Origin of the sequence: Paenibacillus shenyangensis (assembly GCF_000346635.1) — a bacterium.
Classification (GTDB): Bacteria; Bacillota; Bacilli; order Paenibacillales; family Paenibacillaceae; genus Saccharibacillus; species Saccharibacillus dauci.
The window spans coordinates 34,006-46,020 of record NZ_AOIG01000005.1 but is presented as its reverse complement, the minus strand read 5'-3'; the positions used below and the strand labels follow the sequence as shown (position 1 = coordinate 46,020).

The window sequence follows — 12,015 nt, the reverse complement described above, 5'->3', positions numbered from 1 at the left end:
CTATCCTTATAACCCCCATAAACATGCAGAAATAACACCTCCGTTCCCTCTGATTATTGAACAAACAGAGCGGTTTATTGCATACCTCAGCACAAGCGTAATGATTATCATATTAATGTAAGCGCTTTTATAAAATAGAAAAGAGGGATGCAATTGAGAAATAAAGCAAAGCTTCAACGTCGAATGCCTTTTATGCTGCTGAGTATCATCACTTGTCTGGGAACGTTATTTGGTTATGGAGGAGCTTCAGCTGCATCATCGACGACGATTGTGCAGGATGCTACCCATGGCGTAACCAACAATTTCACTACCCCAGCCGTTACCCAGGATGTCTATACTCATCTGCCCACCATCTATCTGGCAGGCGATTCGACGGTACAGACTTACCGCGAGGCGCAGCGTCCGCAGGCAGGATGGGGACAGATGATCGGTCAGTATCTGGATGATTCTATTGCTGTCAGCAATCAGGCAATCGGTGGCAGAAGCTCCCGCTCTTTTATCGAGCAGGGACGACTGGATACGATTATCAGTCAGATTCAGCCGGGAGATTATCTGATGATCCAGTTCGGTCATAATGATGCTGACCGCAAGCCGGAACGATATACGCCTGTACAAGATTACCGCAACTACCTCAAAGTCTACATCCATGGTGCCCGCAGCAAAGGCGCAACTCCAATTCTGGTCACTCCGGTATCGAGAAGAGACTATAATGCTAGCGGTCAATTCAATGTCAGTTTCCCTGAATATGTAGCAGCAATGAAGCAGGTCGCCGCCGACACGCAGACATCGCTGCTTGATCTCAGTGCACGCAGTGTGGCCTGCTACAATTCGGTGGGTATAGAAGGAACTACTTCTATTTTCCTGCATGTACAGCCGGGTCTGTATCCTTATTTCCCAAATGGTGTTGTAGATAATACGCACTTCCAGGAATACGGAGCAATGCAGATTGCCGGGCTGGTAGCTGAAGGCATCCGGGACCTGGGGTTGCCACTGTCCGAGCATGTGCTGAATCCTGCTTCTAGCGCAGCTCAGTAAATGTAACCGATCACTCCACCATCCTGTCGCAGCATTAGTTAGCAGCTCTACTTGGTTACAGGCAGGATGCATCTAACAAAAAGGGCAGGCCTGTGTGGCTACTGTCCTTTTTGCTGCTGCCAGTCTATTCAAATACGTGTACATACCAATAGCAGAAAGTCTGATTTTTATTCGGTAATGTCATATAACATCGGTTCTTTCATTCTTCCTATTCCATCTACGGCTATCCATTATGAATGTATGATTTGCGAATAAATGAATTGTCAGTGCAGGAGAGTATACGTTAAAATACATTTAAAACCACGATATTCACCATTATTCCTGATGACACGTTGTATAGGCTGCTTTCTGCCCATTATCTCCTGATAGTATCATTATGCTCCATCTCTCTATTTATATGAACCTTATCCTGTGTTTCTGTAGTTCTATTCTCTAATCCCACTGTCGGTTCACTGCTGCTTTACTTGCTTACAACAATGTATCGATGTTCTCACTATTTAATGAACGTTGTCTGTCTAATCTTCCATTCTGTTAACTATCCATTATATTGATTTATGAAAGAGGGAAGCCCTTGCGTAATAGATTCTGGAATTCTGTTAATCGTCAGCAAGCTGTTAACCGTCGAAAAGCTGGTGACCATCGGAAGACTATTAACCGCTGGAGTTCGGTTAACCGTCGATTGGGTCCTGTTGTACTGCTCGGTATTATGATTGTGAGTCTATGGTTTGCGGTAGGGGCTTCTACAGGTACGAGTGCAGGACATGGACGGCCAGTGATTTATATAGCAGGCGACTCTACAGTACAGACCTATACGGATGCCCAGCGCCCACAGGCAGGGTGGGGACAGATGATTGGTCGTTACTTTGATCAGGGAGTTACCTTTCGCAATCACGCGATTAGCGGCCGCAGCACGCGAACATTTATCGAGCAGGGGAGACTGGACACGATTTGGCAGGAAATTCAGCCGGGGGATTATCTGCTGATCCAGTTTGGACATAATGATGCCAATCAGGCGAAGCCGGATCGTTATACACCGGTAGCAGATTACAAGAGTTATCTGCACCAGTACATTCAGGGAGCGCGTGATCATGGGGCCACGCCGATACTGATTACACCGATGGGGACGCGTACTCCGAATGCAGACGGACACTTTCAGATCAGCTTCCCCGAGTATGTAGCGGCGATGAAGCAGGTAGCGTCAGATACAGCTACACCGCTGCTGGACCTGAGTGCGAGCAGTGTCGCTTATTATAATTCGATTGGAGCAGAAGCAACCAAGCAGCTGTTTTTGTATACGGCTCCCGGACAATATCCTGCTTTTATAGCAGGCTCGGCAGACGATATTCATTTTCAGGAGTACGGGGCTGATCGGATAGCACGACTTGTAGCCGATGGTATCCGTGCGCTGTCTTTACTGATATCTACCCATGTACAATAAATGTCCGTATGCTACACGAATGTGAATATTTGTAATCATCAGCCTGTAGTTCAATTGTCCTTATTACAAGAATGTTATGTTCTTTTATCGTAATTATTTATATGCGATCTGATTATATTGTTTATGATGCTGCCAGCCAATCCGGTTGGTGGCTTTTATTTTTTGTGATACGAACTTCATCTAACTACGGATGTTTATTTATCTAGGCCAATTTTCATCCTATGATATTTTGATAAATAGCTATATTTTGATATTCCTGAAAATATACATAAAAAAATAGGTCGTTTTACCGATAATAGTACATATCAATGAGATGAAGCGGTAGTGAGTACAAAAGTGCGGATAATTAGTAAAGGCCTGACTAATATCAGCAGTATCCTATCGCCGGTTTGTTATGTATGTTACTCCAAGCCAGTTTGCAAGGCGGATAGCGTACCCGTTCCTAGCCGTCCCCTCAACTCTTATGTCAGTCAATATGCCGGGAGGATTTAATAGTGAAAATGTTTAAATTGAACAATTGGAGTCTTAGCACCAAGATGTTGTTACCAGCAGCAATTCTCGTCATTGCGCTGGTCGTCTTATCGGTGTTGGCGATCCGTAATATCGATAAAATGGGAGATAAGTTAATTACCTCTCTCTATACTGAAGCCTATCAGATCAATTATCTAGTATTGAATGCAGACCGTGATTATTACCAGGCGATGATTGCCGAATTCACACTGACAGGTCTTCAAAACGAGAGCGAAATTAAGATTCAGCAGGACAATTATAACGAAAATGTAAAGCAGACGTATGACCGTGTACAGCAGGCCAAAGTGATTATGGAGAAGAACCATGCTATATTCGAGAAATATACAGATCCCGAGACCAAAAAAAATGTATTCCAGCTAATTGAAGACTTTAATACCAATTACGAAGCATGGAAAAGTCAATTCAACTACGAAGAACATCGTTATGTGAATTCGACCGAATCTGGAGTGAAATTTGCAGCGTCGCGTCAGAATCTGGATCAAATTGAGAATATCATGGATCAGTACAGCAAGGACGCGATTGAAGAGAGTGCTGCTCTAAGCGGACAGATGCGTCTGGTTACGATTATTGAACTGGCTGCGATTCTCGTTATCGCTGCAGTGCTGATTTTCTTCATCGTACGTAATGTACGCAATCGTACCAACGATACACTGACCATGATCCACAAAACGGCGAATTTTGATCTGGTCTATGATGATAGCTATACCCGTTATCTGACAGAGAAAGACGAGTTTGCCGTCATTATTCAGGCACTCGGCGAAGCGAGAAAAGAGTTCAGAACCACCTTCAGTCGTGTTATTCAGGAAAGTCGTAATTTGCAGGATACGATCCAGATCGTTGATGAGGAAATGAACAAGCTAGAAGGCGGCGTACAGGATATCTCGGCCACAACCGAGCAGCTGTCTGCCGGTATGGAAGAGACTGCAGCTTCTACGCAGGAGATGAATGCCACATCGACAGAGATCGAGTCGGCGGTAAACTCTGTGGCGAGCAAAGCCCAGGAAGGTGCCCGTGCAGCCGAAGGATTGACTGTACGTGCAGCCGATCTGAGCAAACAGTTCAAACAGTCGTACAATACCAGTACAACGACGTACAATCAGGTACGGGACAGTCTGGTACAGGCTCTGGAAGAATCCAAATCCGTACAGCAAATTAACAGTCTGGTCTCTTCTATTATCGATATTGCTTCACAGACGAACCTGTTGTCCTTGAATGCGAGTATTGAAGCGGCACGTGCAGGAGATGCCGGACGCGGCTTTGCCGTCGTGGCGAGTGAGATCAGTAAATTGGCTGAAGATTCCAAAAAAGCAGCCGATCAGATCAATGAGATTACCCAGGTTGTTGTCGGATCAGTAAGTAATCTGTCATCCAACTCCAACGACCTGCTAAATCTGTTCAGTACCAATGTTCGTACCGACTATGAGATGATGCTGTCTTCCGCCGATCAGTATGCTTCCAGTGCCCAGGAAATCGATGATATTGCCAATGACCTGAGCGCTACTTCCGAAGAACTGCTGGCTTCGATCGAGAATGTCGTCAAAGCAATTCAGGAAATCTCGGTTGCAGCCAATGAAGGTGCCGAAGGAACCAGCATGATTGCCGAGAAAACCGATGATATCGTACAGCAGACTTCACGCGTAGCCGAGCAGATGAAGCAGTCCAAGCAGGGGATTAACGAATTGGCAGAATCTGTAGCCAAATTCAAGCTGTAATAGTCTACTTGATATCCATTATCTATTCAGCTGTGAACAGACATGAGAGAGCACGAATCGCAGTATAAATATTGTTTCTGCTGCAGCAAGCCTGCAGCAAAGGGAATTTATGAACCATTTATCGAATGATCAACAAGAAGAAGGATGCTCCTATAACAGGGGCATCCTTCTTTTCTCAATCTTTTCTCAACAAATATTGAAAATCCACTTGATAATAATAATCATTGTTGATAGAATATAAAAAGAAAGAAGGAACTCGGCAAAGTCCCTTCTCGTGATCTACAACAAACAGTAAGTATTATTTCTTTTCAAACGTTTGGCAATCTGTTTCTTGAATTTCAGCAGTTTGCTCTTTTGCAGCAGCGTGACTAACTACAAAAATAGTGTCAGCGGTACATTTGTTTTGTTCCGCCCAGTGAGTGCATGCACTTACTTCACACAATACGTCTTGAGCCATGATGATTCACCTCCTGTGCTCATAATATACAGCGTTTTACAGTCTCTTCGGCAAAAGAGGCTGTTTGTCGTTGTTACTTTTTGTAGTAACACTCCCAGTATACAGGACGTATACCGAATTTGGCAAATGCTTTTGTTCCTTTATTCCCCGATAAACGGGCGTATGACCCAAATAATCGTAATATATCGTAAAAAACCCCCTGTTTCTCCATTGTGGAGAGCAGGGGGTTTTGTTTTGCTTCATTAATCACGGTTTTTATTGACTTGTTTGTAATAGTTATTTGCGTAACAGGCTGAGATCGAACTCGGGTACCAGCCCTTCACGGGCTGCCCGGCCAAGCAGTGCTTCGATCGCACCGTAGCCGTCTTCACCCAGATTGCGGGTGAATTCATTAACATACAGATTGATATGGGAATCAGCTACGCTGGCATCCATCTCCTGTGCATGCTCCATCACATAATCGCGGGAAGCTTCGGGATGTTCCCAGGCATATTCGACCGAGGACCGTGCCCATTCGGTAATCTGGGCAATATCCAGTGAACGGCGGGCGATAATCGCACCCAGCGGAATCGGCAATCCGGTATCTTCTTCCCACCAGCTGCCCATATCCTGCAGCAGGGTCAGACCGTAATTCTGATAGGTGAAGCGGGCTTCATGAATAACAAGACCTGCATCGATCTGTCCATCACGTACAGCAGGCATAATCTGGTCAAAAGGCATAACGACTACTTCGCCAATACCGCCAGGTACGTTCTGGGCAGCCCATAGACGGAACAGCAGATAAGCAGTAGAACGTTCGCTCGGTACCGCCACCTTTTTGCCAGCGAGTGCAGAAGCATCGGTCGCCTCGGGATTGGCAGTCAATACGAGTGGGCCACAGCCGCGTCCGAGTGCGCCACCACAAGGGATTAGTGCATAATCTTCCAGTACCCACGGCAGAGCAGCATAGGAGATTTTGAGTACTTCGGGGCCTTCGCCTTCGGCAGCCCAGTTGTTGGTGATATCGATATCTGCATAAGTAACTTCCAGCTCGGGTGCGCCTGGAATCAGGCCATGCACCCAGGCATGGAACACGAATGTATCATTGGGACAAGGGGAAAAAGCTATATTCATATTAAAGCACCTCCGGTAATAGGGAACTTGCCAGTGTCAAAGACTGCAGGGCTTCGGGAATACGCCAGCTGCCACGGTCGCGTGGGCCGACCTTATTGGAAATCGCCCGGATCTCCAGCACAGGTACATCCATCAGTCGCGCCGCTTCGGCTACACCGAATCCTTCCATGCCTTCTGCCAAAGCATTAGGAATACGCTGGATCAGTGCGGCTGTGGTCTCTGCCGATCCGGTCGTCGTGGATACAGTGAGCACAGGTCCGGTATGTACCATAAGCCCTGCATCACGCATCACAGTCGCCAGACGATCCAGATGGGTAGTGTCTGGCAGAATAACGGATGAGCCAAATCCCAGTTCATCCACGGAAATAAATCCGTGCTCCGGGGTTCCCGAACCCAGATCGGCAGCGATAATCCGATTGGACAGCACAATAGAGCCGGGAGCAGCATGAGGCTCGAACCCGCCGCCGATCCCTGCACTAATGACCAGATCATATGACCCTCGTGCCAGCAGCAGCGCTGTACGTGCTGCTGCCGAAGCAGGTCCTACGCCAGCGAGCTGAACATCGTACCGTAGTTTATCCTTATCGCTGAGTCCTCTCTGTACCGCTTCGCGTTCAGCTTCGACCGCTGTCATAATAAGTATTCGATTAGATAATGTATTGTCAAGGCGTGAAGCCTCCATATCAGCGTACCTCCTTCAACCATGCCAGCTTTCTTGGACAAGCTTATCTTCTAACGTTACTCCTGTTATAGCAGATTGTAAAGGAAATGAAGCTAACAGAATACTGGCGCGAAAAGAAATAAGCAGGATCGTTCCAGCCGTATGACAGAAGTTCCTGCTGCTAATTAATATATATTTTCTTACATAATATACTCAATAATTACATATATGTGACGGCTTCGTGGAATAAAGCTCCGAAATAAGCAGTAAGGCACGAACAGGCTGCATACTTTTACCATAAACGGGTAATAGGTTTCAAAATATCCAATTACTCAGACAGAGGTGAAGTGGCATCATGAAGATGGATGATCAGCAGAATATTGTGATTCATGTCGATGGACAGTCGGTTGTGGCACAGCCAGGTATGACGATCGTTCAGGCGGTTAATACGGCGCCTGATCTGTATATTCCGCAGATCTGCTATAACGAACAGCTCGGTCCGATCAATACCTGTGATACCTGTATGGTCGAAGTGGACGGTGAGTTGATACGCTCCTGCAGTACCGTGATTACACCGGGAATGCGTATATCAACCCAGAGCCCGCTGGTCAAGGATGCACAGCAGGAATCCATGTCCCGAATTCTCCGCAATCATGAACTCTACTGCACGGTCTGCGATAACAATAACGGTAATTGCGTGGTACATAACACCACGGAAAAGCTGGGTATCGAGCATCAGACCTATCCTTTCCGGAACAAACCCTATGAGATCGACAACACTAATCCGTTTTATCGCTATGATCCGGACCAATGTATTCTGTGCGGCCGCTGTGTAGAAGCCTGCCAGGATCTGCAAGTCAATGAGACGCTGTCTATTGACTGGAGCCGGGAACAGCCGCGCGTCGTCTGGGATGATGATGTACCGATCGACCAATCTTCCTGTGTCTCCTGTGGACACTGCGTTACGGTCTGTCCGTGTAATGCACTGATGGAATCTTCCATGCTCGGGGAAGCCGGATTCATGACCAATATCGATAACAAGCTGATGGAACCGCTGATTGATCTGACCAAAGCGGTAGAGCCCGGTTATTCGGGCATTTTCCAGATTTCCGAGATCGAAGCATCGATGCGCAATTCCCGTATCGAGAAGACCAAGACGGTATGTACGTACTGCGGTGTGGGCTGCAGCTTTGAAGTATGGACCAAAGACCGTCATATTCTCAAAATCGAGCCTTCAATAGATGCGCCAGTGAATGGGGTATCTACCTGTATCAAGGGCAAATGGGGCTGGGACTTTGTTAACAGTGAAGAACGACTGACCCGCCCATTGATCCGTCAGGGTGACCGGTTCGTGGAATCCACATGGAATGAAGCGCTGGCACTGATTGCCGAGAAGCTGGGCGGTATCAAGGCGCAGCATGGCTCCGATTCGATCGCTTATATCGCGTCTTCCAAATGTTCCAATGAAGAGAACTACATTTTCCAGAAATTTGCCCGTTCGATTATGGGTACTAATAATGTCGATAACTGCTCTCGTTACTGTCAGTCGCCTGCTACATCCGGTCTGATGCGTACGGTTGGCATGGGCGGGGATAGTGGTACGATGGTCGATATCCAGCAATCAGAGCTGGTCATCATTGTCGGTGCCAATCCGGCAGAATCCCATCCGGTACTCGCTACCCGGGTGAAGCGTGCGCATAAGCTGAATGGTCAGAAGCTGATCGTATCGGATATTCGCAAAAATGAAATGGCGGAACGTGCAGATATGCATTTGCATCCCAAACCAGGTTCCGATCTGGTCTGGCTCTCTGCGGTGACGAAATACATTATCGATCAGGGCTGGGAAGCGGCAGATTTCCTGAACAACCGTGTTGAAGGGTATGAGGAATATCGTGAGTCACTCGCTCCATACACACTGGATTATGCAGAACAGGTATCCGGTCTGACCCGTGAGCAGCTGATTCGTACAGCAGAGATGATCCATGAGTCCGGTTCTGTATGTATCCTGTGGGCGATGGGGGTTACTCAGCATCGCGGTGGTACAGATACATCGACAGCGATCTGTAATCTGCTGCTTGCTACCGGCAACTTTGGTCGCCCGGGTACAGGAGCGTATCCGCTGCGTGGTCATAACAATGTGCAGGGCGCCTGTGATTTTGGTACGATGCCGAGCTATTTCCCCGGATATGAGAAAGTGACTGACGATGCGGTACGTTCCCGTTATGAGCAGGCATGGGGCGTGGAGCTGCCGGTAGAGCCGGGACTGGATAATCATGAAATGGTCGATGCGATCGAAGAAGGTACACTCAAAGCGATGTATCTGTTTGGAGAGGAAATGGCATTTGTCGATTCCAACTCCAACTTTGTGGAAGAAATGTTCGGCAAGCTGGAATTTTTCGTGGTGCAGGATATATTCTTCTCCCGGACAGCACAGTTCGCAGATGTGGTTCTGCCTGCTTCACCAAGTCTGGAAAAAGACGGCACCTTCACGAATACCGAGCGCCGGATTCAGCGTTTCCATCAAGTGTTCGAGCCAATGGGTGAATCCAGACCGGACTGGAGAATTATCCAGGATGTAGCCAATGCTCTGGGAGCTGGCTGGAATTATACCCACCCCGGTGAAATTATGGCGGAAGCAGCAAGCCTTGCTCCATTGTTCGCGGGGGTCAGCTATGATCGCCTGGAAGGATGGAATAGTCAGGTTTGGCCGGTAGAACCGGATGGAAGCAGTACAGAACTACTGTATACCGAGAAATTTGCTTTCCCAAGCGGCAAGGCACGTCTATTCCCGGTCAGCTGGACACTGCCATACGAGCCGGAAGCAGAATATGATCTTCATCTGAATAATGGCCGACTGCTGGAGCATTTCCATGAAGGCAATATGACGTATCAATCCCAGAATATCCGCCACAAAGTACCATCTACATGGCTGGAAGTCTCGCCGGAGCTGGCTGCCGAGCGAGGCATGGAGACAGGTGCCAAAGTGCGGCTCGTATCTCCATATGGTCAGGCCAAGCTGTCGGTCGTTGTTACCGATCGGGTTAAAGGCAAAGAGCTATATCTGCCGATGAATACCCAGAATGCAAGTGAAGCGATCAATCGTCTGACCAGCAGTCATACGGACAAAATTACGCATACGCCGAGTTACAAGGAAATCAGTGTACGGATGGAAGTACTTGAAGATCGCGGTGTATCGCCATTGCCGCAGGTTAACCACCGGTTTGCCAAGCGTCGTCCGCAGATCAGCGTTCGGGTAGAGGACAAGTGGAAGCGTCAGGATTATGAGCCGATAGCAGATACCATTCGGAAGGAGCGTGCCCAGTATGGCCAGAGCCATTAACCGGATTGAACGCCACGAACCGACAGAAGCGGAAATACAGGCTGAATCCCTCACCCAGATTATCAAGGCACTCAGCGATAATAAGGAAGCCATTCTCAAAACGCTGGATATTATCAAAGAACTGGATAACGCCGGCATGCTCGATATTGCCGGTGCCCTGCTCAAGAACCGGACAGAAGTAGGCGTACATGGAGTCAATCTAATCAACTCCCTGAATATTCCGCCGCTGATCCGCAATGCCTTTACCCTGAGTCAAATGGTCGGCAAGATTGATCCGCTGGAAATGGATCGACTGCTGAATGCACTGGGAAGCGGGTTAAGCCATCTCGGTGAAATGGACCCTGCGAACTCGAAGCATGGAGATTCACGGGATCAGGAACCGCCGGGAATGCTGCATCTGCTCAAAACGATGCGCGATCCGGATGTGCGTACGACGATGGCTTTTGGACTCCAGTTTCTCAAGTCGATGGGCGGCGAGCTGAACAAACCAAAACCCGATCCATCCGATTCTTTTGCTGATCCGCAGCGCAAAGAAAGTGAAACACACAAGGAAGTATAACGCGATACAGGTAAAAGCAAACCAGCATAGAGGGCATAACAGAAAAAGGACGGATATCAAATGCAGCTCCGGGATGACACAAGGAGCTGCATTTTGGTATGTTCCGAAAGGGAAGTGGATTCCGGGAAAATAGCAGGATGAAGTACAAGCTGGAATAGAAGCTGGAATAGAAGCGCAATATTTTGAACATCAGATCGTGATATAACTGAAGCAGAAGATCATCAAATGCAGTCGGAACATACGAACCAGAAAGATAGATAGATAAAAGCAATAAACGAGAAATAAGCTACAGCACAAAACGGCAATAATCCGCATAAAGTAGAGTATATGTAATTTGACAAAAGGAGGCCTACGATATGTCAGCAGATCAGCCCATTTTGTACTACAAGTGGTTAAATGATAAACAGTGGCATCTCTATATCGCTGCGACAGTAGACGGGTTATGTTATGTCAGTTCACCGGATCAGCCGCTGGAAGACCTGGTATTGTGGGCGAGCAGCCGTTTTCCGGGATACGTATTGGTGGAAGATGGGCAGCAGATGGAAGGCTATGCAGCACTTATAATCCAGTATCTGCATGGAGCAGCAGATGCACTGGATAACGTAAAGCATGATCTAAGGGGAACCCCTTTTCAGCTGGCAGTATGGGAAGCACTAAGCCGTATACCATATGGTCAGACTCTAACGTACTCGGCAGTTGCCGAAATGGCTGGCAGACCCGATGCAGTGAGAGCGGTAGGCGCGGCAATTGGGGCCAATCCTGTCTTGATCACGATTCCGTGTCATCGGGTTATCGGTAAAAATGGCAATTTGACAGGATACCGGGGAGGTATGCCGATGAAGCAGGCACTTCTGCAGCTGGAGCAGTCGGCTGGGAGCTCTCCAAATATCGGTAAAGGAACTGTACCATCTAACCCTACTGCCGGTATAACAACCCCTCTTTCTTCTATATAAGAAGAAGCAGGCATGGATCAGATGTTTAAATCGACTTATTATGAATAAAGTATATATCATATCAATAAAGTATCTGGGTGATGTATACATGGGTAACAATACAAAAACCCCTTTGCCGATGGTAGGCAAAGGGGTTTTTATTTTCTTAAATTCAATGTTATATGAAGTTTGTTTATTATTTATCAAGCCTAATTAACCTTCGATAAAAGCTGTGAA

At 47.4% G+C, this 12,015-nt stretch carries 10 protein-coding genes; 7 read left to right on the top strand and 3 right to left on the bottom strand.

Translation table 11 applies throughout. The features are described 5' to 3' along the window. The first annotated feature begins 153 nt into the window (after window positions 1-153). From H065_RS25090 to H065_RS0103285, 3 genes are all read left to right on the top strand, one after another. On the top strand, window positions 154-1,035 hold the full coding sequence (locus tag H065_RS25090; RefSeq protein WP_017811591.1) for a rhamnogalacturonan acetylesterase: 882 nt from the start codon (window positions 154-156) through the stop codon (window positions 1,033-1,035). Window positions 1,036-1,606: 571 nt separating this feature from the next. After that, a complete protein-coding gene (locus H065_RS25085) occupies window positions 1,607-2,473 on the top strand; it encodes a rhamnogalacturonan acetylesterase (protein WP_017811590.1) in 867 nt (288 codons plus the stop codon). A 500-nt stretch (window positions 2,474-2,973) separates the two neighbouring features. Next, the gene (locus tag H065_RS0103285) at window positions 2,974-4,716 is read left to right on the top strand and encodes a methyl-accepting chemotaxis protein (protein ID WP_238557880.1); all 1,743 of its coding nucleotides are present in this window, start codon (window positions 2,974-2,976) and stop codon (window positions 4,714-4,716) included. A 298-nt stretch (window positions 4,717-5,014) separates the two neighbouring features. On the opposite strand, the gene H065_RS27285 is transcribed toward H065_RS0103285, so the two are convergent. The 3 genes from H065_RS27285 to H065_RS0103270 all read right to left on the bottom strand — a co-directional run bounded on the left by H065_RS27285 (window position 5,015) and on the right by H065_RS0103270 (window position 6,968). After that, the gene (locus H065_RS27285; protein ID WP_017811588.1) at window positions 5,015-5,173 is read right to left on the bottom strand and encodes a DUF1540 domain-containing protein; all 159 of its coding nucleotides are present in this window, start codon (window positions 5,171-5,173) and stop codon (window positions 5,015-5,017) included. A 276-nt stretch (window positions 5,174-5,449) separates the two neighbouring features. Next, window positions 5,450-6,286, bottom strand: a complete 837-nt coding sequence (locus H065_RS0103275) for a 1,4-dihydroxy-6-naphtoate synthase (RefSeq protein WP_017811587.1) — start codon at window positions 6,284-6,286, stop codon at window positions 5,450-5,452. A 1-nt stretch (window position 6,287) separates the two neighbouring features. Further along, entirely contained in the window at window positions 6,288-6,968 is a 681-nt protein-coding gene (locus tag H065_RS0103270) for a futalosine hydrolase (RefSeq protein WP_017811586.1), read from the bottom strand. A gap of 334 nt (window positions 6,969-7,302) precedes the next feature. Between H065_RS0103270 and fdhF the strand changes: the two genes are divergently transcribed. The 4 genes from fdhF to H065_RS28110 all read left to right on the top strand — a co-directional run bounded on the left by fdhF (window position 7,303) and on the right by H065_RS28110 (window position 11,995). Continuing rightward, window positions 7,303-10,287, top strand: coding sequence for a formate dehydrogenase subunit alpha (gene fdhF / locus H065_RS0103265; RefSeq protein ID WP_017811585.1), 2,985 nt, complete (start codon window positions 7,303-7,305; stop codon window positions 10,285-10,287). Next, a complete protein-coding gene (locus H065_RS0103260) occupies window positions 10,271-10,846 on the top strand; it encodes a helical membrane plugin domain-containing protein (RefSeq protein WP_017811584.1) in 576 nt (191 codons plus the stop codon). Before fdhF ends, H065_RS0103260 begins: the two co-directional genes overlap by 17 nt. A 356-nt stretch (window positions 10,847-11,202) precedes the next feature. Beyond that, on the top strand, window positions 11,203-11,799 hold the full coding sequence (locus tag H065_RS0103255; RefSeq protein ID WP_017811583.1) for a methylated-DNA--[protein]-cysteine S-methyltransferase: 597 nt from the start codon (window positions 11,203-11,205) through the stop codon (window positions 11,797-11,799). A 40-nt stretch (window positions 11,800-11,839) separates the two neighbouring features. Continuing rightward, window positions 11,840-11,995 (top strand): hypothetical protein, encoded by a 156-nt coding sequence (locus H065_RS28110; protein WP_238557869.1) that lies wholly within the window; start codon window positions 11,840-11,842, stop codon window positions 11,993-11,995. Window positions 11,996-12,015: the final 20 nt, after the last annotated feature.

Coding starts and splice junctions, on each gene's coding strand:
- H065_RS0103285 (WP_238557880.1), top strand. CDS start 2,974: ATGTTTAAATTGAACAATTGGAGTCTTAGCACCAAGATGTTGTTACCA.
- H065_RS27285 (WP_017811588.1), bottom strand. CDS start 5,173: ATGGCTCAAGACGTATTGTGTGAAGTAAGTGCATGCACTCACTGGGCG.
- H065_RS0103275 (WP_017811587.1), bottom strand. CDS start 6,286: ATGAATATAGCTTTTTCCCCTTGTCCCAATGATACATTCGTGTTCCAT.
- H065_RS0103270 (WP_017811586.1), bottom strand. CDS start 6,968: ATGGAGGCTTCACGCCTTGACAATACATTATCTAATCGAATACTTATT.
- fdhF (WP_017811585.1), top strand. CDS start 7,303: ATGAAGATGGATGATCAGCAGAATATTGTGATTCATGTCGATGGACAG.
- H065_RS0103260 (WP_017811584.1), top strand. CDS start 10,271: ATGGCCAGAGCCATTAACCGGATTGAACGCCACGAACCGACAGAAGCG.
- H065_RS0103255 (WP_017811583.1), top strand. CDS start 11,203: ATGTCAGCAGATCAGCCCATTTTGTACTACAAGTGGTTAAATGATAAA.
- H065_RS28110 (WP_238557869.1), top strand. CDS start 11,840: ATGAATAAAGTATATATCATATCAATAAAGTATCTGGGTGATGTATAC.